26 protein-coding genes are annotated in these 26540 nt (G+C 36.5%); 23 read left to right on the top strand and 3 right to left on the bottom strand.

All coding sequences use genetic code 11. The annotated features are described in order from the left end of the window. Positions 1–177 precede the first annotated feature (177 nt). From leuB to GCWU000282_RS07745, 15 genes are all read left to right on the top strand, one after another. Positions 178–1266: a 3-isopropylmalate dehydrogenase gene (leuB, locus tag GCWU000282_RS07675; protein WP_023354500.1), complete on the top strand. Its 1089-nt coding sequence runs from the start codon at positions 178–180 to the stop codon at positions 1264–1266. Between the two features lie 254 nt (positions 1267–1520). Further along, complete coding sequence (ilvD, locus tag GCWU000282_RS07680) at positions 1521–3194, top strand: dihydroxy-acid dehydratase (RefSeq protein WP_023354501.1); 1674 nt, start codon at positions 1521–1523, stop codon at positions 3192–3194. Positions 3195–3454: 260 nt separating this feature from the next. Continuing rightward, positions 3455–5161 carry a biosynthetic-type acetolactate synthase large subunit gene (gene ilvB, locus GCWU000282_RS07685; RefSeq protein WP_023354502.1) on the top strand — a complete coding sequence of 569 codons (1707 nt, stop codon included), beginning with the start codon at positions 3455–3457 and terminating at the stop codon, positions 5159–5161. Positions 5162–5242: 81 nt separating this feature from the next. Next, a complete protein-coding gene (locus GCWU000282_RS07690; RefSeq protein WP_023354503.1) occupies positions 5243–5860 on the top strand; it encodes an SAP domain-containing protein in 618 nt (205 codons plus the stop codon). A gap of 75 nt (positions 5861–5935) precedes the next feature. After that, positions 5936–7021, top strand: coding sequence for a 3-phosphoserine/phosphohydroxythreonine transaminase (gene serC, locus GCWU000282_RS07695; protein ID WP_023354504.1), 1086 nt, complete (start codon positions 5936–5938; stop codon positions 7019–7021). Positions 7022–7163: 142 nt separating this feature from the next. Further along, on the top strand, positions 7164–8330 hold the full coding sequence (locus GCWU000282_RS07700) for a phosphoglycerate dehydrogenase (RefSeq protein WP_023354505.1): 1167 nt from the start codon (positions 7164–7166) through the stop codon (positions 8328–8330). 193 nt (positions 8331–8523) lie between these two features. Then, on the top strand, positions 8524–9429 hold the full coding sequence (gene nadA, locus GCWU000282_RS07705; RefSeq protein ID WP_035040313.1) for a quinolinate synthase NadA: 906 nt from the start codon (positions 8524–8526) through the stop codon (positions 9427–9429). A 13-nt stretch (positions 9430–9442) separates the two neighbouring features. Beyond that, a complete protein-coding gene (locus GCWU000282_RS07710) occupies positions 9443–10813 on the top strand; it encodes an L-aspartate oxidase (protein WP_035040316.1) in 1371 nt (456 codons plus the stop codon). Next, positions 10779–11645 (top strand): carboxylating nicotinate-nucleotide diphosphorylase, encoded by an 867-nt coding sequence (gene nadC / locus GCWU000282_RS07715; RefSeq protein ID WP_035040017.1) that lies wholly within the window; start codon positions 10779–10781, stop codon positions 11643–11645. Before GCWU000282_RS07710 ends, nadC begins: the two co-directional genes overlap by 35 nt. Then, positions 11633–12196: a transcription repressor NadR gene (locus GCWU000282_RS07720; RefSeq protein WP_023354509.1), complete on the top strand. Its 564-nt coding sequence runs from the start codon at positions 11633–11635 to the stop codon at positions 12194–12196. Before nadC ends, GCWU000282_RS07720 begins: the two co-directional genes overlap by 13 nt. A gap of 302 nt (positions 12197–12498) precedes the next feature. Further along, complete coding sequence (locus GCWU000282_RS07725; protein ID WP_156913130.1) at positions 12499–13017, top strand: DUF3592 domain-containing protein; 519 nt, start codon at positions 12499–12501, stop codon at positions 13015–13017. A 203-nt stretch (positions 13018–13220) separates the two neighbouring features. Further along, positions 13221–13625, top strand: a complete 405-nt coding sequence (locus tag GCWU000282_RS07730; protein WP_023354511.1) for a HipA domain-containing protein — start codon at positions 13221–13223, stop codon at positions 13623–13625. 55 nt (positions 13626–13680) lie between these two features. Further along, complete coding sequence (locus GCWU000282_RS07735; protein WP_023354512.1) at positions 13681–13977, top strand: hypothetical protein; 297 nt, start codon at positions 13681–13683, stop codon at positions 13975–13977. Positions 13978–14067: 90 nt separating this feature from the next. Then, positions 14068–14586, top strand: coding sequence for a hypothetical protein (locus tag GCWU000282_RS07740; protein ID WP_035040021.1), 519 nt, complete (start codon positions 14068–14070; stop codon positions 14584–14586). Between the two features lie 159 nt (positions 14587–14745). Further along, entirely contained in the window at positions 14746–15951 is a 1206-nt protein-coding gene (locus GCWU000282_RS07745; protein ID WP_408605504.1) for an IS256 family transposase, read from the top strand. A gap of 360 nt (positions 15952–16311) precedes the next feature. Here the strand turns inward: GCWU000282_RS07745 and GCWU000282_RS07750 are convergent, their stop codons facing one another. Then, positions 16312–16947 (bottom strand): tetratricopeptide repeat protein, encoded by a 636-nt coding sequence (locus GCWU000282_RS07750; protein WP_023354516.1) that lies wholly within the window; start codon positions 16945–16947, stop codon positions 16312–16314. Positions 16948–17317: 370 nt separating this feature from the next. On the opposite strand from GCWU000282_RS07750, the gene GCWU000282_RS07755 reads away from it, so the two are divergent. The 3 genes from GCWU000282_RS07755 (at position 17318) to GCWU000282_RS07765 (ending at position 20770) form a co-directional block, all read left to right on the top strand. Next, positions 17318–17971, top strand: a complete 654-nt coding sequence (locus GCWU000282_RS07755; protein WP_023354517.1) for a YesL family protein — start codon at positions 17318–17320, stop codon at positions 17969–17971. Positions 17972–18022: 51 nt separating this feature from the next. Next, positions 18023–20140, top strand: coding sequence for a glutamine synthetase III family protein (locus GCWU000282_RS07760; RefSeq protein WP_023354518.1), 2118 nt, complete (start codon positions 18023–18025; stop codon positions 20138–20140). 72 nt (positions 20141–20212) lie between these two features. Beyond that, complete coding sequence (locus GCWU000282_RS07765; protein WP_023354519.1) at positions 20213–20770, top strand: manganese efflux pump MntP; 558 nt, start codon at positions 20213–20215, stop codon at positions 20768–20770. A gap of 106 nt (positions 20771–20876) precedes the next feature. Here the strand turns inward: GCWU000282_RS07765 and GCWU000282_RS07770 are convergent, their stop codons facing one another. Next, positions 20877–21260, bottom strand: a complete 384-nt coding sequence (locus tag GCWU000282_RS07770) for a DUF2500 domain-containing protein (RefSeq protein WP_023354520.1) — start codon at positions 21258–21260, stop codon at positions 20877–20879. Positions 21261–21617: 357 nt separating this feature from the next. Here GCWU000282_RS07770 and GCWU000282_RS07775 point away from each other — a divergent pair, with 357 nt between their 5' ends. The 5 genes from GCWU000282_RS07775 to GCWU000282_RS07795 all read left to right on the top strand — a co-directional run bounded on the left by GCWU000282_RS07775 (position 21618) and on the right by GCWU000282_RS07795 (position 26282). Next, complete coding sequence (locus GCWU000282_RS07775; protein WP_051384159.1) at positions 21618–22634, top strand: transporter substrate-binding domain-containing protein; 1017 nt, start codon at positions 21618–21620, stop codon at positions 22632–22634. Then, entirely contained in the window at positions 22634–23308 is a 675-nt protein-coding gene (locus GCWU000282_RS07780; protein WP_023354522.1) for an amino acid ABC transporter permease, read from the top strand. The genes GCWU000282_RS07775 and GCWU000282_RS07780 overlap by 1 nt, the downstream gene beginning before the upstream one ends. Beyond that, on the top strand, positions 23298–24047 hold the full coding sequence (locus GCWU000282_RS07785; protein WP_023354523.1) for an amino acid ABC transporter ATP-binding protein: 750 nt from the start codon (positions 23298–23300) through the stop codon (positions 24045–24047). The genes GCWU000282_RS07780 and GCWU000282_RS07785 overlap by 11 nt, the downstream gene beginning before the upstream one ends. Positions 24048–24225: 178 nt before the next feature. After that, positions 24226–24474, top strand: a complete 249-nt coding sequence (locus tag GCWU000282_RS07790) for a hypothetical protein (protein WP_023354524.1) — start codon at positions 24226–24228, stop codon at positions 24472–24474. A 26-nt stretch (positions 24475–24500) separates the two neighbouring features. Next, positions 24501–26282, top strand: coding sequence for a helix-turn-helix domain-containing protein (locus tag GCWU000282_RS07795; protein WP_023354525.1), 1782 nt, complete (start codon positions 24501–24503; stop codon positions 26280–26282). A gap of 23 nt (positions 26283–26305) precedes the next feature. Here GCWU000282_RS07795 and GCWU000282_RS16630 read toward each other — a convergent pair whose 3' ends face one another. Further along, complete coding sequence (locus GCWU000282_RS16630) at positions 26306–26476, bottom strand: hypothetical protein (RefSeq protein WP_023354526.1); 171 nt, start codon at positions 26474–26476, stop codon at positions 26306–26308. Between the last annotated feature and the right edge of the window lie 64 nt (positions 26477–26540).

Raw genomic sequence — 26540 nt, forward strand, 5'->3', positions numbered from 1 at the left:
GAAGAATTATCTTTCAACTTCTTTTTCTTATTTTAGATTAAAACCTATCTTTTTTATAATCCCTTAGAATAAACACTATATCAAACTATTATGTTTATTAAATAGTACACCCTTGCATTTAAGCTGGTCATATTGTATTATTAGGGGAAACATTTGTAAGCAGGAGGAAGAAAGTATATGGAAGCTAATATTACTCTTATAAAAGGTGACGGAATTGGACCTGAAATAGTAAATGAAGCTGTGAAAGTGCTTGACAGGATAGCTTCTGTATATGGACACAGGTTTAATTACAATGAAATCCTTATGGGAGGCTGTTCGATAGATGAGTATGGAATTCCTCTTACAGATGAAGCTATAAATACAGCCAAGGCAGCAGATGCAGTCCTTCTTGGTGCAGTAGGAGGCAATACGGATACTTCCCCTTGGTACAAGCTTCCGCCTGAAAAGCGCCCTGAAGCTGGACTTCTTAAAATAAGGAAGGAACTGGGGCTGTATGCCAATATAAGACCGGCTATTTTGTTTGATGAATTAAGAGCTGCCTGCCCGTTAAAAGAGTCTACAGGAGAAAAGGGCTTTGACTTTGTTATATTCAGAGAGCTTACAGGTGGGCTTTATTTTGGAGAGAGAAGCACTACAGTTGTAGAAGGAAAAAGAAAAGCGGTAGATACCTTAGTATATACAGAAGATGAGATAGAAAGAGTGGCAAGAAGAGCTTTTGAGGCTGCAGCAAAGAGGAAAAAACAGGTATGCAGCGTTGATAAGGCAAATGTACTGGATTCTTCAAGGCTCTGGAGACAGGTAGTCTCTGAAGTAGCTAAAGATTTCCCGGAAGTAAACCTTACCAACATGTTAGTTGACAACTGTGCTATGCAGCTGATAGCTAATCCTGCTCAGTTTGATGTAATTCTTACTGAAAATATGTTTGGAGATATACTTTCAGACGAGGCGAGTATGGTAACAGGTTCGCTGGGAATGCTTCCTTCGGCTAGTCTCGGAGAAGGAAAATTCGGCCTTTATGAGCCAAGCCATGGTTCAGCTCCTGACATAGCGGGACAGGATAAGGCAAATCCTATTGCAACAATAATGTCTGCAGCTATGCTTCTTAGATATTCCTTTGGACTTGATGCGGAGGCTGATAAGGTGGAAGAAGCAGTTAAAGCGGTACTTAAAAAAGGATTTCGCACAATAGATATTAATACAGAAGGCAAAGTTTTGGTCGGATGTAAGGAAATGGGAGACAGAATAGTGTCCGAGATTGAAAAATAATATTTTCTAACTCCAAATTATTGTGGCTAAATTATATACGGGAATCTGACAACAACCTTCATGTATTTAGAGATCTGTAACTTTGGCATGAATAATTTTGATAATCAGTTAAATTAATGATACAAGTGTCAAAAGTATAAAAACCGATTGATGCTCGATTGTAAGGGAATTTATTATCTTTTGATATGCAAAAAATGAGCAGATTACGAATTTTTTGCAAGGTTTTATGATAGTAACAAGAAAGGAAATAATAAATGAGAAGTGATAACGCAAGAGCCGGTATGCAACAGGCACCGGCAAGGAGTCTTTTCAATGCGCTGGGTTTTACAGCGGAAGAGATGAGAAAACCTATAGTCGGTATAGTAAGTTCATATAATGAAATAGTACCGGGACATATAAACTTAGATAAAATAGTTGATGCGGTAAAGCTGGGAGTTGCAGAGGCAGGCGGAGTACCTGTGGTTTTCCCTGCTATTGCTGTCTGTGACGGCATAGCTATGGGGCATATAGGAATGAAATATTCTCTTGTAACAAGAGATCTTATAGCAGATTCAACGGAAAGTGTGGCTATGGCTCACCAGTTTGATGCCCTGGTTATGGTACCTAACTGTGATAAGAACGTGCCGGGACTTCTGATGGCGGCAGCAAGGGTAAATATACCTACAGTGTTTGTTTCAGGCGGGCCCATGCTTGCAGGAAGGGTTAAGGGGTGTAAAACCAGTCTTTCCTCTATGTTTGAAGCGGTTGGAGCTTATGCGGCAGGAAACTTAAGTGAAGAGGATGTACTTGAATATGAAAATAAAGCCTGTCCTAGCTGTGGTTCCTGCTCAGGTATGTATACAGCAAATTCAATGAACTGTCTTACAGAGGCTCTAGGAATGGGGCTTCGTGGCAATGGAACTATACCGGCAGTTTATTCTGAGAGAATAAAACTTGCAAAACACGCAGGTATGGCAGTTATGGAAATGTTCAGGCAGAATATAAGACCTCGTGATATAATGACAAAAGAAGCTATTATTAACGCACTTACAGTAGATATGGCTTTGGGCTGTTCTACAAATTCAATGCTTCATTTGCCGGCGATTGCACATGAAATAGGCTTTGATTTTGATATAGCTTTTGCTAATCCGATAAGTGAAAAAACACCTAACCTCTGTCACCTTGCACCTGCGGGACATACTTATATGGAGGACTTAGACGAGGCAGGCGGTGTATATGCGGTTATGAAGGAACTTGCGGATATAGGGCTTATAAATACTGAATGTATGACAGTTACAGGTAAGACTATAGGTGAAAATATAAAGCACGCTTACAACAGAGATGAAGAAGTTATCAGACCTGTAAGCAATCCATATAGTAAAACAGGTGGACTTGCAGTACTTAAAGGAAACCTTGCACCTGATGGAAGTGTGGTTAAGCGTTCTGCCGTTGCAGAGGAAATGATGGTACATGAAGGCCCTGCAAGGGTATTTGAGTCGGAAGAGGATGCTATTAAGGCAATAAAGGGTGGTAAGATAGTACCGGGAGATGTAGTTGTTATCAGGTATGAAGGTCCTAAGGGTGGTCCCGGGATGAGAGAGATGCTTAATCCTACCTCAGCGATAGCAGGTATGGGATTGGATTCAACAGTAGCCCTTATTACAGACGGAAGATTCTCAGGAGCTTCAAGAGGTGCATCTATAGGACATGTTTCACCGGAAGCGGCAGTAGGAGGTCCTATAGCTCTTGTCAAAGAAGGAGATATAATTTCTATCAATATACCTGAGATGACACTTAATATGAAGGTGCCGGATGAGGAGCTTGAAGAAAGAAGAAAAGCCTGGAAACCTAAGGAAATGGGAGAAATTACAGGTTATCTTAAGAGGTATCAGGCTATGGTTACATCAGGAAACAGAGGAGCTATTCTTGAAGTGCCTAAGATGTATTAGTAATCACAAATTTTGGATAATTAATTTTTTGTTTGATTGGCGGCGGAATTTATAATATACTTAAGTTATAATAGTTTCAGTATAATATAATATTTTTACAAAAATAAGTGAATTACTAATATTTTTGCAAGGATTGTGATAAGCAAAGCTGTAGCAATCCTGTATCGTTGGATGCCAAATACTTTTGACACCCACATCATATCATGCTGTATAATATTGGCATATAATCGGAGTTAACAAATTTAGAAAAAGGAGAATTTATGGCAGAACTTAATGGATCACAGATTCTTGTTGAATGTTTGAAGGAGCAGGGAGTAGATACTATTTTCGGATATCCGGGTGGAGCGGTACTTAATCTTTATGACGAGCTTTACCGCCACCAGGATGAAATAAACCATATCCTTACTTCTCACGAGCAGGGAGCTGCACATGCGGCTGACGGATATGCGAGAGCTACAGGTAAGGTCGGAGTCTGCCTTGCTACCAGTGGACCGGGTGCTACCAACCTTGTAACAGGTATTGCAAATGCTTATATGGATTCAGTTCCTATGGTTGCAATTACAGGAAATGTAGGCACCAACCTTCTTGGTAAGGATTCTTTTCAGGAAGTGGACATAGCAGGCGTAACCATGCCTATTACAAAGCATAACTTTATTGTAAAGGATGTTAAAAAGCTTGCAAAAACAATAAGAAGAGCATTTAAAATAGCTTCAACCGGCAGACCGGGACCTGTACTTATAGATATAACAAAGGATGTAACAGCTAATAAATGCGAATATATAAAGGAAGAGATAAAGAAGACAGAAAAGAAAAAACCAGGGGATAATTTCACTGATAAAGAGCTTGACAAGGCTGCAGAGATGATAGCGAAGGCTAAACGTCCTGTTATTTTCATAGGTGGCGGAGCCATCATTTCAGAGGCACATAAAGAAATTAAAACTTTAGTAGACCTTATGGATGCCCCTGTTTGTGATTCTCTTATGGGAAAAGGTGCATTTGACGGCACAGACAAGCGTTATATGGGCATGATAGGTATGCATGGCACAAAGACAGCCAACTTCTCGGTAACAGAATGTGACCTTTTAGTTGTTCTTGGAGCAAGATTCTCAGACAGAGTTACAGGCAATACCAAGAGTTTTGCAAAGAGGGCTAAAATCCTTCATATAGATATAGATCCTGCCGAGATAAACAAGAATATAAAGGTTGACCTCAGCATTGAAGGTGATATTAAGGATGTGCTTAAGGAGCTTAATAAAAAGCTTAAACAGCAAGATCATGAGGAATGGATGGAGCATATAGCTGAGATGCAGGCTAAATTTCCACTCAGATATCATGAAAACGAACTTACCGGTCCATATTTTATAGAAGAGCTTTACAGACTGACCAAGGGTGAGGCAATTATTTCTACAGAGGTAGGACAGCATCAGATGTGGTCTGCACAGTTCTATAAGTATAGTAAGCCAAGAACCCTGCTTACCTCAGGTGGTCTTGGAACTATGGGCTATGGCCTTGGAGCTTCTATAGGAGCACAGATAGGTTGTCCTAAGAAGCAGGTTATTAACCTTGCCGGTGATGGCTGTTTCCGTATGAACATGAATGAGCTTGCAACAGCAGCACATTATAATGTACCTATAATTGAAGTTGTATTCAATAACAATGTACTAGGTATGGTTAGACAGTGGCAGACTCTTTTCTACGGCAAGAGATACTCGCAGACCATGCTTTCTCAGGATATTGACTATGTAAAACTTGCTGAGGCAATGAGTATAACCGCTTTCAGAGTAACCAAGAAAGAGGAAGTAGATGAGATTATTAAAAAGGCCCTTAAGGTTAAGGGACCTGTATTTATAGAGGTAGTAATAGACAGGAATGAAAGTGTATGGCCTATGGTTCCGGCAGGAGCTACTCTTGAGGAGACCTTCTCTGAGGAAGATGTAAAAGAAAAGGAAGCTAAGGCTAAGAAATAAAGATATGAGTTAAAGAAACAGACTTTCATAAAGTGAGGGCTGTTTCTTTAACTATAAAGTTGAATTTGTGGAGGAGGACATTTGAAGGAAGGTAGACCCAATTTTAGAGATATAAAATCATTTGAAGAATTTAGTAGATACTATTGGTATCGAGAAGAACTAGCCGAAATTTGTAAGTCTCTTGAATTAGAATACAGATGTACAAAACAAGAACTAAATCATATTATAGAACAATATTTTAAGGGAAATAGAGTAGAAAAATCCGTAAAGAAATTAACCAAAAATCAAACCAAAGCGATAACCTTAAACACAACATTGTTTGAATGTGGTTTTTCCTTCAACCAAAAATTTCGAGAGTATTTTTCGGCTGTAACGGGTGTTAATCCATTTAAGTTTAATGCTGATATGGCAACTGCATGGAGAAAAGTAAAAGCAGAAAATGACTTAAACTTTACAATTAAAGATATGCTTAAAGTATATTATGGCGAGTCTGACTACGCTAAGTATGATAATTCAGCCTGTCAATGGAATCAATTCCTAAAGGACTTTTGCTCAGATGAATTTAGCGACTATTATTCTGACAAGTTAAAAGTTGCTGCTATTCTATGGAAAGAAGTTAGAGACTCAAAAAATGAAAAAATTTATTCGAGACAACTACTAAATGAGTATGGAGATAAAATAGAGGAGTATCATAAATAACTTCAAATTTGTAGCAGCATAATGTTGTAATATTATTTGTTAAATAAATAACAATGCATAGAGGAGGGAAAATTTATGGAAAGAGTATATAATTTTTCAGCAGGACCTGCGGTACTTCCTGAAGAAGTGCTTAAAGAGTGTCAGGAAGAGATGATGAATTATGGTGAAACAGGCATGTCCGTTATGGAGATGAGCCACCGTTCCAAAGCTTTTGAAAACATTATAAATACTGCGGAAGCAGACCTTAGAGAGCTTATGAACATACCTGATAATTATAAGGTACTTTTCTTACAGGGCGGAGCCTCACTTCAGTTTGCCATGATTCCTATGAATCTTATGAAAAACAAGGTAGCTGACTATATTATTACAGGTCAGTGGGCAAAGAAGGCATTTGCAGAAGCTAAACTCTACGGTGATGCAGTAGCAGTGGCTTCCTCTGCTGATGAAACCTTTTCCTATATTCCTGACTGCAGCGACCTTCCTATCAGGGATAATGCTGACTATGTGTATATATGCGAAAATAATACAATATACGGAACCAAGTTCAAAACCCTTCCGAATACCAAGGGTAAAACTCTAGTAGCCGATGTTTCATCCTGCTTCTTAAGCGAGCCTGTAGATGTAAGCAAATATGGCATTATTTATGGCGGAGTTCAGAAGAATGTGGGACCTGCGGGAGCTGTAATAGTAATTATAAGGGAAGATTTGATTACGGAAGATGTGCTTCCCGGTACACCGACTATGATGAAATACAAGACTCACGCGGATAACAAGTCACTTTACAATACCCCTCCCGCTTACGGTATCTATGTATGCGGTAAGGTATTTAAATGGCTTAAGGCTCAGGGCGGACTTAGTGTAATGAAGGAGAAAAATGAAAAAAAAGCTGATATTCTTTACAATTTCCTTGATAATAGCAAACTTTTTAATGGCACGGTCAGAAAAGAAGACCGTTCACTGATGAATGTACCTTTTATAACAGGCAATGATGAACTGGATGCAAAATTTATAAAAGAGGCAACAGAGGCAGGCTTTGTAAATCTAAAAGGACATAGGACGGTAGGCGGTATGCGTGCCAGCATCTATAATGCCATGCCTTTAGAGGGAGTGGAGAAGCTTGTGGAATTTATGAAAAAATTTGAGGCTGAAAATTTAAAATAAACCATTAGGACAGAAATTATAAACTGAAAAATATAAATAAAACAGATTTGAACTAGGAACTTGATTTATTACAGAAGCGTAAAATGCAGGGTAAGTATCTGCAAAACAGAAAGTATCCTGTGGGTGATGAAAGGGGAAGAGTATGTATAAAGTAAAAACACTGAACAAGATATCAGACATAGGACTTAAAGAGTTTACTGATAATTACAGCTTTACAGAGGAATTAAATGAGGCGGACGCAGTTCTTGTAAGAAGTGCGGATATGAAGTCTCTGGAATTCGGCGGTAATCTTCTTGCAGTAGCCAGAGCAGGTGCGGGAGTAAACAATATTCCTCTTGATAAATGTGCGGAACAGGGAATAGTGGTATTTAATACACCGGGAGCCAATGCCAATGCAGTTAAGGAGCTTGTAATTGCCGGACTTTTGCTTGCGGCACGTGATGTAGTTGGTGGAATAAACTGGGTACAGGCAAATAAAGGAGCAGAAGGTCTTTCTAAGCTTGTAGAAAAGGAAAAGAGTAATTTTGCAGGAAATGAGATAGAGGGTAAGAAACTCGGTGTAATAGGGCTTGGTGCCATAGGTGTTCTTGTGGCAAATGCCGCAAAGAGACTGGGAATGGAAGTTTACGGCTGTGACCCTTATATTTCCGTAGAACATGCCTGGAGCCTTTCAAGAGATGTAATTCACGTAAAGACGGTGGAAGAAATATTTAGAACCTGTGACTATATTACAGTGCATGTTCCGCTTATGGATGCAACAAAGCACATGATAAATGCTGACAATCTTAAGCTTATGAAGGATGGAGTCGTAATTCTCAACTTCTCAAGAGATGCACTTGTAAATGATGAAGATATAGAGAAAGCTTTAGCTGACGGCAAGGTGAAGAAGTATGTGACTGACTTTCCGAATGAAAAGAGTGCCAATATGGATGGAGTTATTGCCATACCTCATCTTGGAGCCTCTACAGAGGAGTCGGAAGATAACTGTGCAGTAATGGCAGTTAAGGAAATAATGAATTATCTTGAAAACGGAAGCATTAAGAACTCTGTAAATTATCCTAACTGTGAGGTGGCAAAGCTAATAAGCAAGGCGAGAATTACACTTTTACATAAGAATATCCCAAGTATGATTACCAAGTTTACTACTGTACTTTCTTCTTATAATGTAAATATAGAAGAGATGGTAAATAAGAGTAGAGGAGACTATGCGTATTCGGTATTTGATATAGATACGGAAGTCACAGAGGAGATGAAAAAGGCACTTGAAGAGATAGAGGGAGTACTTAAGGTAAGAGCTATACAAGACTGAATCTAAAATATAACTATACAAGAATCATAGGATGTCAAAGGTATTTTGCTTTTGACATCTTTTATTTTACATATATATTTACAAGTGTCTTGTCAGATGTAAAGTTATGTGTTATCATAACATTCCGAAGAACATATTAAAAGAGTGGGAAAGGTTTGTTATGGAAAATGATATTAAATCTACAGTCAGTAAAGTGAATTTATCAGAAAAGATAAGAGAGTTGTGTAGAGAAAAAGATGCAGCAATATTGGCTCATTATTATGTTGACGGTGAAATACAGGATTTAGCAGACTTTGTGGGAGATTCATTTTATCTTGCCAAGATGGCTAAAGAACTTCCAAATAAAATAATAGTCTTCTGTGGGGTGACTTTTATGGGTGAAAGTGCCTGTATAATGAATCCGGATAAAAAGATTCTGGTGCCTGATATGTCTGCCGAATGTCCTATGGCAATAATGACAGAAAAGGAAGAGATTGAGGCTGTGAGGGAAAAATATGAAGATCTTGCAGTAGTCTGTTATATAAATTCATTAGCAAGGACAAAGGCACTTTGTGATGTCTGCATCACCTCTTCTAATGCATTTAATATAGTAAAAAATCTGCCACAGAAGAATATTTACATGATACCGGATGGTAATCTTGCAAGATGGATAGCCACAAAACTACCGGAAAAAAATATAATACCCGGTAAGGGCTATTGTCATGTGCACCATAGGATAACACTTTCTGATATACTTGAGGCAAAAGAAAAATATCCCGGAGCACCGGTACTTACCCACCCTGAATGTCGTATAGAAGTGTGTGAAATATCTGATTATGTGGGGAGTACAAGTGGAATTATACAATTTGCTTCAGAAAGTGATTGTAATGAGTTCATTATATGTACTGAGATTGGTGTTGGGCATAAGCTTCGTGCCGATAACCCTGATAAAAAGTTTCATTTTATAAAAAAGGGTGTATGTACAAGTATGCGCAGACTGAGTCTGGAAAGTGTATATAATTGCCTGCTAAATGAAACTCCGACAGCCTATGTGGAAGAGGAAACAGGCAGAAAGGCAGAGCATTCTTTGGTAAGGATGCTTGAACTGGCAGGTAATTAGAATGGAGAGTGTTATGAATTTAACAACAGATGTTCTTATAGTAGGAAGTGGGGTTGCGGGGCTTTATTGCGCGCTTAATTTACCGGATAACTTACAAGTCACTGTTATTACCAAAGCTAAGGTATACGAATGCGATTCATATCTTGCACAGGGAGGTATCTGTGTACTGAGGAATGACGAGGATTATAACAGTTATTTTGAAGATACACTCCGTGCCGGACATTATGAGAACAGTAAGGAATCAGTAGATATAATGATTAAATCTTCACGGATGGTGATAGAGGATCTTGTAAAATTTGGAGTTGATTTTACCAAAGATAAAGCAGGGAATTTTATTTATACAAAGGAAGGAGCACACTCGGTTCCGCGTATTTTGTTTCATGAAGACATAACAGGTAAGGTTATTACAGAAGCGCTTATAAAAGAAGTTCAAACCAGAAAGAATATAAAGCTGATAGAATATCTTACTATGATAGATGTGATTAGTTCAGAAATAAAGGGTATGAGAAGGTGCAGAGGAATAGTTGCCGTACATTCAGGAAAAGATAGTTATACGTCTGATAAACTTATAACTATTGAAGCTGCAAATACGGTGCTTGCATGTGGCGGTATAGGCGGACTGTATGAACACTCTACTAATTATGAACATCTTAAGGGAGATGCTATAGGAATAGCAATTAAAAACGGAATAAGACTTAGAAATATTGACTATATACAGATACATCCTACAACGCTTTATACAGAAAAGCCCGGAAGAGCATTCCTTATATCCGAGTCGGTAAGAGGAGAGGGAGGAATTTTACTTAATGCAGAAGATAAAAGGTTTGTAAATGAACTTTTGCCCAGGGATGTGGTGACAGAGGCAATTTTTGCAGAAATGAAACGTACCGGAGCAAAGCATGTATGGTTGTCTATGGAAAATATAGACAAGAAAGAGATTGTAGGACATTTTAAGCATATATATGAAAAATGTTTGGAAGAAGGTTTTGACTGTACCAAGGAGCCTATACCGGTAGTACCTGCGCAGCACTATTTTATGGGAGGAATAGATGTAGACAGTTATAGCAGAAGCAGTATGAAGAACCTGTACGCAGTAGGTGAAACCAGCTGTAATGGGGTACATGGAAAAAACCGTCTGGCAAGCAACTCACTTTTAGAAAGTCTTGTATTTGCAAAGCGGGCAGCCTGCCATATAGGAATGAACAGAAACAATAAAGTATCAGATACAAAATTTGATGAAATAAGTAAAAAATTTCAAGAACAAAATAAATATTACAAAGACATAAGTGCATTGTTTGAAATGTATAAAAGTTCTATATTTGAAGAAATAGAAAGGGAAAGAAAAAAAGATGAACAGAATTACAATGGAATTAAATGCGGATGAGATGATATTGCTTGCATTGAAAGAAGATATTACTTTTGGGGATATTTCCTCAGATGCAGTTCTTCCAAAAGCTGCTATGGGTTCAGTAGAGCTTATAGCAAAGCAGGATGGTGTAATTGCGGGGCTGCCTGTATTTAAAAGGGTATTTGAGCTTATAGATGGCAGTATAGATATAAAGTTTATGGTTGATGATGGGGATTTGGTGCATTCAGGAGAGAAATTGGCGGTACTTAGGGGAGATTTGCATTCCCTCCTGTCAGGTGAGCGTACTGCACTTAACTATTTGCAGCATATGAGCGGTATTGCAACATACACCCGCTCCATGGCAGATATTTTAGAAGGAAGCGGCATTAAACTGCTTGATACAAGAAAGACAACACCATGTAACAGGATATTTGAAAAATATGCAGTCAAGATTGGTGGTGGAAATAATCACAGATTTAACCTGTCAGATGGGGTTATGCTTAAGGATAATCATATAGCAGCGGCAGGTGGTATAAAGAATGCGGTGGCGATGGCAAAAAAAGAGGTATCTTTTGTCAGGAAAATTGAAGTGGAAGTAGAAAATCTTAATATGGTAAGAGAAGCAGTAGAGGCAGGAGCAGACATTATAATGCTTGATAACATGGATTATGAAACTATGAAAGAAGCTTTAAAAATAATAGACGGAAAAGCTGAAACAGAATGTTCGGGGAATGTAACAGCAGAAAATGTTGCAAAATTAGCGGCTCTGGGTGTAAACTATATTTCAAGCGGAGCGCTTACACATTCTGCTCCGATACTTGATATATCCATGAAAAATATGCGTCTGGAGGAGATATGCAAAGTTTGAAAGGTGTCGAAAGAAGAAATAGAATTGTAGAAATACTCACATCATCAGAGGAACCTGTACCGGGTGGCACTCTTGCCCTGAAATTAGGTGTGAGCAGACAGGTAATAGTAACGGATATTGCCATTATAAGGACAAAATTTCCAGATTTAACTGCAACAAGGAATGGATATATATTATCCGGCAATACCGGAAACAGGCGTATTTTTAAGGTAAGACATGATGATGAGGATATTGAAGATGAACTTACCTGCATAGTTGACCTTGGAGGAACAATTTTAGATGTATTTGTAGAGCACAGGGTATATGGAACTATAAGTGTACCTCTTGATATAAGTTCAAGAAGAGATATAACTAATTTTATGAATGATTTAAAAAGCGGTGTCTCCACTCCGTTAAAAAATATTACTCATGGCTATCACTTCCACACAGTAGAAGCCCATTCCGTAAAAATAATAGATGAAATTGAAAACATGCTGAAAGAAAAAGGATATCTCATAGAGGCAATGAGTTCACAAAACATATGGAAACCTAAAAGCTATAAGGAGATGTAGAACAATAAATAATTGATGAGAATTAAGTAAAATAAAAAATAGCATCTTAGATTTGTGATAAACATTTTTTACTGAAAAAATTGTTGAAGAAACATTTTGAAAAGACGGGGATTGTATGCGGAATACAGTTTTATAGGGCTAGTTATAAAGTTTAGTGGGAAAAATTTGAAATTTATGGTATTATATATATGACACATATGTAAAAAATATAATAATCTGATATAAGCTTGCCTATGCGGGAATTTTTATTCTTTGCAAGGGGTAGAGGGGGCAGATGCAGATTGAAGGGGAGGATGTTAAGTATGAGTAAAAAATCGGAACGTCGTGAACAGCATAAGGTAAAAGTCAGGAAACAGCTTTACAGCTGCATATTTGTTGGGATAGTAGGACTTGTTTTTCTGATACTTGGTATTACCGGAGTGATAGGAAATTTTCTGGAATATAATGACTATAAGAATTCGGAGGAGATTACCACTGTACAGGCAGAGGTAACCTATTCCGAGGTCAAAGAGAGAAAAGACCCCAACGGAACCGTCGAAATGTATTGGGATGCAGAACTTACGTATTCAGTAGCGGGGCAGAAATATAAGGGAAAAAAGGAATTTTCCACAGCTGCAAAGACTGGAGATATCAGAGAGATAGAGGTATATCGCTCTAGAAACGGAGGATATAAGCTGCCAAAAATCAAAGGCTTCGAGCAGCTTATCATAGCGGATATTATGATGATAGTTTCTATCGGATTGGGAGCAGTTCTGTTTTTAATAGGTTTGATTATGACTATCGGAACAGGAAGAGAATTAAAAAAGATAAGTAAAGGGTAAGAAAGGGCGAATACCTGAATAGAATAAAATAATAAAAGAAACAGGGTGACAGAAATACTTTGCATTGTTATACTGTTTTTTACTGTTATATATTAAACAAAGGGTGAAAATCTTTTATAAGAGATTTCCACTCTTTATTATTATAGAAGATTTTTCTTTGATATACATCAAATAAAAATGTATAATATTTACAAGGGTATCAGTTGATTCACGCTGATATAGAGATAGAAGGAAGAATATACGAAACCTGGCTGTGTGCTTCAGCAGATTTTAAAGCACAGGGAGAATCTAAAGTAGCTTTAGACGATTATTATCAGATAAATACAGTACAGGGGACTTCACGCTACAATTTTTGCAAAGAGAATGGATGGCAGAGATATATAGATACAATGTTGGCGGTTGATTTTCTTATATTAAACAGAGACAGGCATGGAGCTAATATAGAAGTACTGCGTAATAGCAGAAAACATTATTTAAGAATAGCACCGCTATTTGATCATGGACTTTCACTGTTATGCTCTTGTTACAATGAAGAGCAGATAGAAAAATTTGATGTTATGGAAGATAAACCTTGTCAAAACTTTATTGGAAGCAGGTCAACCTCTTAAAATTTAAAATTAATAGAAGATAAGAAAAGCATTTTTAAGAAGCCTTTGAAAGAAAATGATAAGAGTATTTTATACAATACCTAAAGAAGCCGGTTTGCTTTGGGTTAAGGAAAGGGTGATACCAAGTGGAAGGCAGAATATTGGCAGCATATTGAAAAATCATAAGCTGAAGCAGTATAATGAGATGAAGTTATTAGAACTGTCCGGAGGAAGAAGCTCGCAGGATAATTGTTATATCAAGAAAGTAGAATATGAAGATATTCCTTTAGAAATCAGAAAGCGAAGTGAAGAAAATGTACTGGAATGTTTTACATCAGGAGAACATGATGTTATTATGCAGATTAAATCTTAAATGTTAATATTTTGGCATAAGGTGGCTTTTAGTAGCCACTTATGCTATTACGTTCTTAATTTGTGGCGATTGCAGGAAAGAGGTAAAATTATGTGGAGAAAAAAATTATTTGTAATAATTTTTATTCTATTAGTATTTGTGATGATGGGAATGTATTTCTATCCTAGAGATATAAACATTTCAAAAGGAGAGAAAAAAACATTTGTAGTATTTAGTAATTCTGGCTTGAAATTTGAGGATGATAAGGTTGAACCAATTGTTGAAAGTAAAACATATGAGTTGCCAAAGAATAATGAAGTGGTAAACAATATTTTAAAAAATATTAAATTATATCCGACTTTAAAGGGATTATTTGAGAAAGGAGCTTATCTGTTTGAGGATATTGATTATACGATAAATATTTATATATTTGATATGCCGTCAGGAAAAAGTACTGGTAAAATATTAAATCTGACTATTAATTCGGCGGGATATGTAATATATAGTAATAATGATATTGATGTAATTATGAGTCTTGGTTTTGATAAAAAAAATAAGGCAGACAAATTAAAAAAAGAATTAGAAGAAATAATTAAAAATGAAGGAATAAAAGTTAAAAGTATAGAATAAGTATAATGCACTCACGCCTCAGGCTTAATGATAAATCCCGTATGTGAAACTTTTTCTGTAAATAGCTATTAAGCAATAGGTCTTCTATGATAAAATATAAATCATAGGAGGCCTTTTATTATGGCAAAAAGAGAAAAGAAACCGGTACACAAAGTTGTAATGACTGAAGGTAAAAGAAACATTATTCAGCAGTTACTTCAAGAGTATGATATTGAAACAGCTGAAGACATTCAGGATGCACTTAAAGATCTGTTAGGTGGAACCATCAAAGAGATGATGGAAGCAGAAATGGATGAACATCTTGGATATGGCAAATCTGAGAGATATGACAGTGATGACTACAGAAACGGCTATAAGCCTAAGATGGTTAACAGCAGCTATGGGCAGGTCGGAATTGAGGTTCCTCAGGATCGCAAGTCTACTTTCGAGCCTCAGATTGTTAAAAAGCGTCAGAAAGACATTTCAGACATTGACCAGAAGATCATATCCATGTATGCAAAAGGAATGACAACAAGGCAGATTTCAGAGACAATAGAGGACATATATGGTTTTGAAACGTCTGAAGGTTTCATTTCAGATGTAACAGATAAAATCCTGCCTCAGATTGAAGACTGGCAGAACAGGCCATTAGATGAAGTTTATCCAATCCTTTATATTGATGCTATCCACTATTCTGTCCGTGATAACGGCGTAATAAGGAAGCTTGCAGCCTATGTCATCTTAGGTATTAATACTGAGGGAAAGAAAGAAGTGCTTACAATACAGGTAGGTGACAATGAAAGCTCAAAATACTGGCTATCCGTACTAAATGAGCTTAAAAACAGAGAAGTAAAGGACATCCTTGTAATCTGCGCTGATGGTCTTACCGGTATAAAGGAAGCCATTGGAGCAGCCTTTCCTAAAACAGAGTATCAAAGATGTATTGTTCATCAGGTTCGTAATACATTGAAATATGTACCTGATAAAGACAGGAAAGCATTTGCGACAGATTTGAAGACCATTTACCAGGCTTCTGATGAAAAGAAAGCTCTAGTGGCCTTGGAACACGTGACAGGAAAATGGACACCAAAGTATCCTAACTCAATGAAACGCTGGAAGGATAACTGGGATGTTATTTCTCCTATTTTCAAGTTTTCTTCCGTTGTTAGAAAGGTTATTTATACAACTAATGCTATAGAATCGCTTAATTCTACATACCGTAAGCTTAACCGTCAGAGAAGCGTATTTCCAAGCGATACAGCCCTCCTTAAGGCCTTGTATTTAGCCACATTTGAAGCAACTAAAAAATGGACTACCACGATACGAAACTGGGCACAGGTCTACGGTGAGTTAAGCATTATGTATGAAGGACGACTGCCTGAATAGAATACAGTGGTAAAAGATGTGGGTGGCTTAGCCACCCTATATTGACAACCCCTTTTTTAGCTGTTATATATATAACAAGGGTGAAAATCCTATTTAAGAGATTTCCACCCTTTATTATCATAGAAGATTTTTATTTACAGACTTATCTTCATAGTCTCGATAAATCAATGTATTGTTATTCCGTTTTTTTACTGTTATATATTAAACAAAGGTGAAAATCTTGTATAAGAGATTTCCACCTTTTGTTATCATAGAAGATTTATACTTGCAGACTTATCTTCATAGTCTAACTAAATCATGTTCGAACAACAGCTTGTTAGTAAAAAGAACACAGCCAAAATTAAAATGCTTGAGTCTAAACTATGAGAATAATGATTTTAATCCGGACAATATTCCCTTATTCTTTATACCTGCCATCTGTCTAAGAGTTTTTCCGTTTTTATAACCATGTAATTCTGCTTCTTTTATCATTTCATCTGCTCTTTTTAGGTCGCCTTGTTTTGCTATAACAACTGCATAATTTGCATAGGCAATCCAGTAGTCAAAATCTGCCTTATCAAATAAAGGCAGTCCTTTTTCATAATATGGCATAGCCTTATCATAATCACCCCTTAAAATATGTATGGTTCCTATATTGGAATATGCGGCAGCTTCATTAGGGTTAATCTCAAGAGCCATATTATAATATTCGATAGCTTTATCTATATAATTTAAACTCCTGTAACATCTTCCAAGTTTTGTTAGAATACCAGAATTATATGAATCTTTTTCATAACACTCAATAAGAATTTCTAATTCTTCTCCGTACTTATCGGCTTCATGCAGCTGATTAGCATATCCCAATTTGCGAATAATATCATCTTCAGTTAAACTCTTATTAATTATATTTTCGTTAGTATCTAAAATATATTTACTTCCACAAAAAGCACACTCATATACATTGCCCTGCTTTTTTAGCTGGTTTCCACCACAGGCTTCACATTTAAGTAAAATCATTTTTTATATCTCCTTTAATAATCCTTTCATAAATTCACAACTTTTCTGCATTAAGTATTATAATAATTCATATACAAATGATAGTGGCAAACATAGGAAAATATTCTATATTGTAACATTCTTTATTAATTTTTACAAACAAAAACTCTACTCTGTTGTTCTTATTTTCATATTGTTATTTGATATTTTAAAACTGAGAATTTATGCAAATTGAAATAACAACTAAATTTTCACAGTTTGGACTTAATAATAATAAATTTTATCAAAACCTTAAAATCTGAGTTGCTATTTTCTGCTTGACATCTCCCCTGAATACGTAGATAATTATATAGTTATGAGACATCAGCAAAAGATAGATAGAGGTTAGAAAATGGGAAATTTATTTAACATGGACAATGCTTTCTTTCGTTTTATGGGAAAGCTTTTTGACGTAGTTGCGCTTAATCTTGTGTTTATAATTGTCTGTATACCGCTTGTAACGATTGGACCAGCCATATCAGCACTTTATTATGCTTCGGTTAAATCCATCAGGCGTGACAGAAGTTATCCTATTAAAGAGTTTTTTAAGGCGTTAAAGAGAGATTTTAAACAGAGTTTTATAGTGGGACTCATCCTTGTTTTGGCAGCAGCAATAATCTATGTAGACATAAGATTTGTGGTTGATTATATAAAAAATAATTTTACTGCCATGCGATATGTATATTTAGTTATCGGACTGGTAATATCATTTATATCGGTTTATATTTTTCCGCTTATTTCGAGATTTTCACTAAAAATATCAGGACTTTTCAGATTGTCATTTTATTTGGCAATAAGGCATCTGCTTACAACAATAGTTTCGATTATCCTGTTGTTTGGAGGCTTTGTACTTGTATATATTTCTGCAGGTTTAGCCCTGCTTTTTGTGCCTGTGTCAGTCAACCTTCTTATATCTATTATGATGGAAAAGGTACTTGTAAAATGTATGGATATGGTTCAAACAGATGAGGACAATGAAAATAAGGATCAGTGGTATTTGGATTAGAACAGAGCCCGGTAAGATATTGTAAATATCATTTTATGAAAGAGGAAAAATATGGACACGGATAAGTTTGCACTACCCAGAGATTTTGCAAAAAATGTATTTAACGATGAGGTAATGAAGGATAGGCTTCCAAGTGATGTGTATAAGGAGCTTAGAAAAACCATTGACAATGGCGAAGATTTGAATGAAAAGATAGCCAGAGCAGTTGCACATGCTATGAAGGCTTGGGCTGTGGAAAGAGGGGCTACCCATTTTTCACACTGGTTCCAGCCAATGACGGGAATAACCGCTGAGAAACATGATTCCTTCCTCAAACCTGAGGGTAAGGGCGGCATAATAATGCGCTTTTCAGGAAAAGAGCTTATTAAGGGAGAATCAGATGCATCTTCCTTCCCCTCGGGAGGACTTAGGGCTACCTTTGAGGCAAGAGGTTATACTGCCTGGGATTGTACTTCACCTGCGTTCTTAAAGGAAGATACTGCGGGAGTAACACTTTGTATACCTACCGCATTTTGCTCCTATACAGGAGAGGCTCTTGATGAAAAGACACCTCTGCTTCGCTCTATGGAGGCTATAAGTAAGCAGGCAACACGTATTGCAAAACTTTTTGGTGACGAGGATGTAACCAATGTCAGCTGTTCAGTCGGCCCTGAACAGGAATATTTCCTTATAGACAGAGAAAATTTCTTAAAACGTGAGGATCTTTTATTTACAGGGCGTACTCTTTTTGGGGCTATGCCGCCTAAGACACAGGAACTTGATGACCATTACTATGGCAATATTCCTGAGAGAATAGAGCTTTTTATGAAGGAGTTGAATGAGGAATGTTGGAAGCTTGGAATCTATGCCAAGACTCAGCATAATGAGGTGGCTCCTGCCCAGCACGAGATGGCTCCGGTATTTACAACCGCCAATATAGCAACAGACCACAACCAGCTTGTTATGGAAACTATGAGGAAGGTGGCAAAGCGGCATGGACTTGAGTGTCTGCTTCATGAGAAACCTTTCGCAGGTGTAAACGGTTCAGGAAAGCATAATAACTGGTCTATAGTTACCAATACCGGGAAAAATATGCTTGATCCGGGCAAAACTCCTCATGAAAATATACAGTTTATGCTGGTACTTGCGGCTATAATAAAGGCGGTAGATGAAAATGCTGTATTGCTCAGGCTGTCAGCATCCAATCCGGGTAATGAGCACAGGCTCGGTGCGGATGAGGCTCCTCCTGCAATTATATCTATTTTCCTCGGAGACCAGCTTGAAGATCTGGTAGAGCAGATAATAGAGACGGGAGAGGCTACTTCAAGTAAACAGGGAAGAAAGCTTGATATAGGTGTACACAGCCTGCCTAATCTTTTTCTGGATGCTACAGACAGAAACAGAACTTCACCGTTTGCATTTACGGGAAATAAGTTTGAATATAGAATGGTTGCTTCATCAATGTCCATAGCCGGTGCCAATACAGTGCTTAATACCATAGTTGCAAATGTGTTCAGAGATATGGCTGATAAGCTTGAGGAAGCGGAGGATTTTAATCAGGCTGTACATGACCTTATTATAGATACTCTCACAGAGCATAGAAGAATTATTTTCAATGGAAACGGCTATTCTGAGGAGTGGGTTAAAGAGGCCGAAAGACGTGGGCTTCCGAATACAAAATCAATGGTTGAAGCTATACCTTCGCTTGTAAGTGACCATACTATAGAAGTTTTTGAAAAAGAAAAGGTGTTAAACCGCACAGAGCTTGAATCAAGGGCGGAAATCCAGTATGAGAAGTATACAAAGACAATAAATATAGAAGCAAAAACTATGGTAGATATGGTAAGGAGATTGTTTATTCCTGCTGTAATCAAGTATCAGACAGTGCTTGCAAAGGCTATAAATGAGATGGAACATACCGGCATAGGCCTTGAGTGTTCAATACAAAAGAATCTGCTAAAGAAAATTTCATCCCTTCTTGAAGATGCTGACAGAATGACTGATGAGATGGAAGTAATGATTATAGAGGCGAAGAAACTGCCGGAGGGCAGAGCGCAGGCAGAAGAGTTTAATGTTAAAGTTGCGCCTGCAATGCTTAAGCTTCGTGAAAGCATTGACGCCCTTGAGACTATAGTGGATAGTGACTACTGGCCTATTCCAACCTACAGAGACATATTATTTGAAGTGTAGATTTTGAGTGCATAAATATCCGAATATACAGATATTTATGCACTTTATCTTCTTAAAGTAAGAGGTTAATTTATGAATATTATTGATATACTGTTTATTGGATTGGGGCTTTCGATGGATGCCTTCGCAGTTTCGGTCTGTAAGGGCTTGGCTATGAAAAAAATGAATATTAAGAAAGCTTTGGTCTGTTCACTTTACTTCGGAGTATTTCAGGCTTTAATGCCGCTGATTGGTTATTTTCTTGGAAGTGGATTTAAGAATGTGGTAAGCTCCGTAGACCACTGGATAGCCTTTGTGCTTCTTGGAATCATAGGAATAAATATGATAAAAGAGGCAAAATCCTGTGAAGCGGTAAATGATGCCATGGATGTAAAAACTATGCTGACACTTGCGGTTGCAACCAGTATAGATGCACTTGCAATCGGGGTTACTTTTGCATTCTTAAAGGTAAGTATTATACCCGCAATCTCTATAATCGGCACAACAACCTTTGTCTGTTGCTTTATTGGGGTTAAACTTGGAAGTATATTCGGAGAGAAATTAAAGACCAAGGCTGAGATTGCAGGTGGAGTTGTGCTTATACTTATGGGCACGAAGATACTTATAGAGCATCTTTTCTTTCAGGGATAATGAATTCGCCCCCAATTTTACCATAACAGTAAAAATCACTCTTACCTGCTTATAGGTTTAGAGTGATTTTTTGCTTTAAAGTTATTTAAATTACAAGGTATAAAAGTTAATATATTCTTTCAAAACCAAAATATCTGCTTCCCTGATGTTCCAGTATACCGATGTCGCCCTCTATTAATGTTCCGTATTCATAATTGTTAACTTGAAATTCCTTTCTGCTGCCCTGTTCAAATTCAAATGTAATATAATAATCAGTACTTGTACTTCCTCCATGCATTCCATGTACGTTTGTTCTTCTTGATACAACCTTAGCCTGCGATTTTAATCTCGGAGCCGCATTATTTCGGGCATTTGTGCGAAGGGAAGATACGATAACTGCTATTATTAAAAAAATAATTATAGCAAATGTTATAACAAACATAACAGGCAATATGCTTAAAATAGTAAAACCCGTATCCGGAAAATAATCATCATTAAAAAAATTAAACATAAATTTCCTCCTTATATCCGAGCAGGCATTATATCAGCGGGGCAATTATAAAGTGGTTTTAAAGTGTGTTGTAATTATTCATATGCTTGATAGTATAATTATATCATCAATATCTTTAGAAATTTTTAAGAAAAACTGAAATATCACATAAAACCGGATAAATTAAATAGAAAATCCAAGTTTGAAACTAAATATTCATTTCTTAATATCCGTGGTTAACAAATCACACAGTGTAATATTAAAATAATAATGTATATTTATGCAAATTTATGCTTTAAATATTCAAATGATTATGCTATAATACCTTCATCACAAAAAGTAAATGAAGAATATTTATTCACAGAGAGGAGTAACAATATGAAAAAATCAATGAAATTTGTCGCAGCATTAACCCTTGCCTTTGCTACTATGCTCACAGCCTGCTCAGGCAATGGCTCCAATGCAGAAGGCTCTAAGAGTGCTTCCAAAACAAGTGCTTCATCGAATATGCCGGCAAGTAAGACAAGCAGTGCCGGTAGTACAACAAGTACTGCAAGCAATACCGCAAGTACAACAAGTACAGCTTCTACTGTTAATACTTCAGAAGCAACTAAACTTGACCTTTCATCAATAACAGGCGATGGCGACAGACTTGATAAGATACTTGCAGCAGGAGTTATAACCTGTGCAACAAGTCCTGATTTTGCTCCTAATGAATTTGTGGATTTAAGTAGCGGCGAAACAAAGTATGTAGGCTGTGATATGGATCTTGCCCAGTATATAGCGGACAGTCTCGGAGTAAAACTTGAGATTAAAGCTATGAAGTTTGATGCAATCAAGGCAGCTGTTACTACAGGCCAGGTAGATATGGCGATAGCAGGATTTGCATATACAGAAGAACGTGCAAAAAATATGCAGCTTTCGGATCTTTTTGGTAACACTGATGCAGATGAAGGACAGGGAATAGTTATTCTTAAAGAGAATGAAGCAAATCTTAAGACAGCTGATGATTTTACAGGAAAGACTGTACTTGCGCAGAACGGTTCCATACAGATTGATCTTACTACTAATCAGTTATCACAGGCTACCTGCAAGCCTATAACAGATGTAAATAATGGTATTATGGAGGTACTGGCAGGCAAAGCCGACGGACTTACCCTTGATCTTGGTGTTGCGAAGATGTTTCTTAATGCGCATAAAGAACTTGCGATAAGTGAGTTTAAGTTTGAGTATGAATCTAAGGGAAATGTAATTGCCTGCACAAAGGGCGAAACAAAGCTTGTAAATGCAATAAACATGGCAGTAAAAGATGTGAATGATAAAGGACTTTATAAACAGTGGAAGGATAAAGCAATTGAGCTTGCAAAATCACTTGGAGTAGAGGTTAATGAATAATGGACATTATTAAAAATATAATCTTCTTAATAAACAAGTATGGTAATCTGTTTTTAATAGGTACAGGATATACATTGTTGTTAAGCCTTATAACTGTATTTTTTGGAACTATCTTAGGTTCTGTACTGGCTATGCTTAAAAATAATAGATTTTGGCTTGTAAGATTTATTGTCTCAGCTTATATAGAGATAGTAAGGGGTACACCAATACTTTTGCAATTATGTATATTTACATTCTTGATTCCACTTGCTTTTTCGGCATTTAAGCCATCTGATTTTGTCAGTGTGACTGTAGCACTCATATTAAATTCAGCAGCCTATGTATCTGAGGTAATAAGGTCAGGAATAGAAGCTGTAGATAAAGGTCAGACGGAGGCAGCGAGGTCACTTGGTTTAAATAAAAGACAGACTATGTTTAAAATAGTATTGCCTCAGGCAATAAGGTATATACTTCCTGCACTTGGTAACGAGTTTATTATGATGATTAAGGAAACCTCTCTTGCATCCACTTTCTTTGTAGGTGATTTGATGACCAGATATCAGGTCATAACAGGAGCCACTTTTCTTGTAATTGAGCCACTTATCATAATCGGAGTTATATATTTTATACTTACTTTTACACTATCAAGAGGTGTGGCTGTGCTTGAAAGGAGGATGAAGGCAGGTGAATGCTAATCATAATGAATACTTAATTGATGTAGTAGATTTACATAAAAGCTTTGGTGAGCTTCAGGTACTAAAGGGAGTTAATGAACATATCAGTAAAGGAGAGGTTATATCTATAATCGGACCTTCGGGCGGTGGCAAGTCTACCTTCCTACGTTGTTTGAATCTCCTTGAAGTACCTGAAAAGGGTGAAATTTATTTTGAAGGAACCAATATAGCGGATAAATCAGTAAACATAGATATACACCGCCAGAAGATGGGAATGGTATTCCAGCATTTCAATGTCTTTCCACATCTTTCAGTTGGTGAAAATATTACACTTGCACCTACTTTACTTGGTAAGAAAAATGCTGAAGAAGCTAAGAAAAAGGCAATAGAGCTGCTTGACAGAGTGGGGCTTCTTGAAAAATATGACGAGAAACCGAACAAACTCTCGGGAGGACAGAAGCAGAGGCTTGCTATAGTAAGAGCCTTAGCTATGGAGCCTGATGTAATGCTCTTTGACGAGCCAACCTCAGCCCTCGACCCTGAAATGGTAGGAGAGGTGCTTGCAGTTATTAAAAGCCTTGTAAGTGAAGGAATGACAACTGTAATAGTTACCCACGAAATGGGTTTTGCAAGGGAAGTATCAGACAGAGTGCTCTTTATGGATGGAGGCATTATAGCTGAAGAAGGAAGCCCGGAAGAAATATTCGGCAATCCGAAGAACCCTAGGACTAAGGACTTTTTAAGCAAGGTGCTGATGTAAATATTAAAATAATAAGAATATATAATTAAGGTCGGGCTTTGGCTTGACCTTTTTTGAATTTAAAATACTTTTAAGGTATGTTACAATTAACTCGGAATAAGTAGAGTCAGAGGTAACCGAATGAAATTTTATCGAACTTATTGCATCGCCCAGTGCCAGACTTGAGAATGAGGTCTTAATGTACTTAAAGTCTGAGATAAAGAAAATTGCTAATGCAAGTGAGGTAATTGAAGCATTGGCAAAAGGGTATTTAAAATTTAGAGGAGAACCTGTTACTAAGAAAATGGTGAAAGATGAGAAAGCACAGGTTCAAAAGGCAGGGCTAAACTGCTATAGATATGGATTTATTTCGCGTTCGGGATTTAAGGATGTAAATAAGGATAATGATAGATTAGTTTTGATTAAGTTAGAGGACTTGTTTGGATAGTTTTTAAAACAGCATAGGAGCATACTATGAAAAGTTTAACAGATAATTTTGGCTATGCATTAAAAAATATAAGAGAGACTATGGGATATAGTCAGGATGAAGTATTCCATGGCATAATCTCAAGAACGGCTTGGAATAAGTATGAAAATGGAGAGCTTACACCGGATATGTTTATGTTTCAGGTTCTGCTTGAAAGACTTGGTGTCTCAGATGAAAGGTTTGAGTTTATTACACCAGATGCACTTCATAAGTTTTATGTGTGGTATCTTAATTGTTTTGCTTATGCAGAAAAAAGAGATTGGGAGAAGCTGTTAATTGAAAGGGAAAAATTTGATTCTTTGACTAAGGTAAATGTCGGGATATATTATCAATACAGAGATTTTATAGACTATATAATAAACAGACAGGTGAATAATAATTATGAAAAAGCATATTTTTATATAAAAAAAGCTATAGATTATACAATAAAAGATATAGACCAAATAGTAAAACAAAGAAAACGCCTTTCTGTATTCGAGTGGCATTTAATAACCAATTTATATGACATAGAGTATGAGCTGTTTCCTGATAAAAAAGAGAGGATAACAGGTAAATTATATGAGTTTTATAAATATGCAGACAGAAGCATAGAAGATGGACTTGTTAAGCATAAGATAGTTCCAAGATTGGGGCTTGCTTTTTTAAGAAATGATAGAGAAAGCTTTGATATCGGTGAAAAGCTTGAACTTGAGGAAGATATTCTTAAAATGCTTACAAAATTTTTCTGTATAAGAGAGCTTCCGGAGATATTGAGGCTTCTGATAGAAGATGAGCCGGCTTTTGGCAAAAAGAATATTTATATGAAGCAGAAAGAAGCAATAGAGAGTGTATTTGCTATGGTAGGAGTTTCTGTCGGTTTTATGCCTGAAATTCATATAACAAATGTAAAAAAATACATGGTTTTAAGTGATGTGTTTAGACTTAGAAGGAAAGAGACAGGTTTAAGCGTAGAATCTGTAATTGCAGATATTTGTGATGTAAAGACCTACAGTAGAGCAGAACTTGGTAAAAGTTATCCTAAAAAGACCATATTGAAGAATATAGCAAAAAGATTAAATTTAAGATGGCTCTACTTTAAGGGAGAGATAGAGAGTGCTGAGTATGAGGATTTTATGCTTATGAGTGAATGCAGGAGGCTTGCTTCGCTCAGGGAAGTTAAGAAACTTTGTAGAGAGAAAGAAAAACTAAAACAGAGGCTTGATATGAGCATTCCGATTAATAAACAGGCGGTAGAAGGACTGGAGATTTATACAGAAGAGATTTCAGATGAAGAGAAGATAAAAAGATTGTGGGAGATATTTTCGTATACAGGACAAGTTTCAGAGAATAGTATATATACAAGAGAAGAGATTGAGTTTTTGAGTAATATATCCAGGCTGGTGGGAATAAAAGAGCCTTATAAGGGGATAGAAATGCTTGAAAGGCTTTTTGCAGATGTAAGCAACAAAAAAAGTGCATTTAATATTAGGATAGCAATTGTTTCAAAAAATTTGGTATGGCTATATAAAAATACAAAAGAATATGAAAAGAGCTATAATATTGCTTTAAATGAGGTAAAGACAGTTATTATAGAAAATGATGTAGGATTTTTATTGAACCTGCTTGATTATATTTCTACTATAGAAGAAGAACTCAGTAATATAGAACAAGCAAAAAAGATTTGTAAGGATATGTTCTATATTGCCGAGTTATATGAAATGTATGAAGATGCAATGATGATAAAAGAGTATTATGAAAAAGTATTTGACAGTAATATAAAGTGGTATTAGCGTTTTCATATAAAACCTATTATTTATATAGATTTTATTCCTCTTGTAGTATCGCCTGTTTTGTCTGCACATATACTTTTTATAGATACACTTGTATAACTGCTTTTTGATATTTCTGAAATAGTGGTTATTGAAAATATAAGACAGACTATAATTGTAGTAAAGGCTAAAAGAACTTTTTTCTTTGTTTTCATATGAATACCTCTTTCTTAATTTGATTTATTTTTGATACACTTACGCAGAATAACATAATATTAA

This window comes from Catonella morbi ATCC 51271 (assembly GCF_000160035.2).
GTDB classification, from domain to species: Bacteria; Bacillota; Clostridia; order Lachnospirales; family Lachnospiraceae; genus Catonella; species Catonella morbi.

Excerpts from the sequence above, each read along its gene's own strand:
- leuB (WP_023354500.1), top strand. The coding sequence starts at position 178 with ATGGAAGCTAATATTACTCTTATAAAAGGTGACGGAATTGGACCTGAA.
- ilvD (WP_023354501.1), top strand. The coding sequence starts at position 1,521 with ATGAGAAGTGATAACGCAAGAGCCGGTATGCAACAGGCACCGGCAAGG.
- ilvB (WP_023354502.1), top strand. The coding sequence starts at position 3,455 with ATGGCAGAACTTAATGGATCACAGATTCTTGTTGAATGTTTGAAGGAG.
- serC (WP_023354504.1), top strand. The coding sequence starts at position 5,936 with ATGGAAAGAGTATATAATTTTTCAGCAGGACCTGCGGTACTTCCTGAA.
- GCWU000282_RS07700 (WP_023354505.1), top strand. The coding sequence starts at position 7,164 with ATGTATAAAGTAAAAACACTGAACAAGATATCAGACATAGGACTTAAA.
- GCWU000282_RS07710 (WP_035040316.1), top strand. The coding sequence starts at position 9,443 with ATGAATTTAACAACAGATGTTCTTATAGTAGGAAGTGGGGTTGCGGGG.
- nadC (WP_035040017.1), top strand. The coding sequence starts at position 10,779 with ATGAACAGAATTACAATGGAATTAAATGCGGATGAGATGATATTGCTT.
- GCWU000282_RS07720 (WP_023354509.1), top strand. The coding sequence starts at position 11,633 with ATGCAAAGTTTGAAAGGTGTCGAAAGAAGAAATAGAATTGTAGAAATA.
- GCWU000282_RS07725 (WP_156913130.1), top strand. The coding sequence starts at position 12,499 with ATGAGTAAAAAATCGGAACGTCGTGAACAGCATAAGGTAAAAGTCAGG.
- GCWU000282_RS07735 (WP_023354512.1), top strand. The coding sequence starts at position 13,681 with ATGATAAGAGTATTTTATACAATACCTAAAGAAGCCGGTTTGCTTTGG.
- GCWU000282_RS07740 (WP_035040021.1), top strand. The coding sequence starts at position 14,068 with ATGTGGAGAAAAAAATTATTTGTAATAATTTTTATTCTATTAGTATTT.
- GCWU000282_RS07745 (WP_408605504.1), top strand. The coding sequence starts at position 14,746 with ATGACTGAAGGTAAAAGAAACATTATTCAGCAGTTACTTCAAGAGTAT.
- GCWU000282_RS07750 (WP_023354516.1), bottom strand. The coding sequence starts at position 16,947 with ATGATTTTACTTAAATGTGAAGCCTGTGGTGGAAACCAGCTAAAAAAG.
- GCWU000282_RS07755 (WP_023354517.1), top strand. The coding sequence starts at position 17,318 with ATGGGAAATTTATTTAACATGGACAATGCTTTCTTTCGTTTTATGGGA.
- GCWU000282_RS07760 (WP_023354518.1), top strand. The coding sequence starts at position 18,023 with ATGGACACGGATAAGTTTGCACTACCCAGAGATTTTGCAAAAAATGTA.
- GCWU000282_RS07765 (WP_023354519.1), top strand. The coding sequence starts at position 20,213 with ATGAATATTATTGATATACTGTTTATTGGATTGGGGCTTTCGATGGAT.
- GCWU000282_RS07770 (WP_023354520.1), bottom strand. The coding sequence starts at position 21,260 with ATGTTTAATTTTTTTAATGATGATTATTTTCCGGATACGGGTTTTACT.
- GCWU000282_RS07775 (WP_051384159.1), top strand. The coding sequence starts at position 21,618 with ATGAAAAAATCAATGAAATTTGTCGCAGCATTAACCCTTGCCTTTGCT.
- GCWU000282_RS07780 (WP_023354522.1), top strand. The coding sequence starts at position 22,634 with ATGGACATTATTAAAAATATAATCTTCTTAATAAACAAGTATGGTAAT.
- GCWU000282_RS07790 (WP_023354524.1), top strand. The coding sequence starts at position 24,226 with ATGTACTTAAAGTCTGAGATAAAGAAAATTGCTAATGCAAGTGAGGTA.
- GCWU000282_RS07795 (WP_023354525.1), top strand. The coding sequence starts at position 24,501 with ATGAAAAGTTTAACAGATAATTTTGGCTATGCATTAAAAAATATAAGA.
- GCWU000282_RS16630 (WP_023354526.1), bottom strand. The coding sequence starts at position 26,476 with ATGAAAACAAAGAAAAAAGTTCTTTTAGCCTTTACTACAATTATAGTC.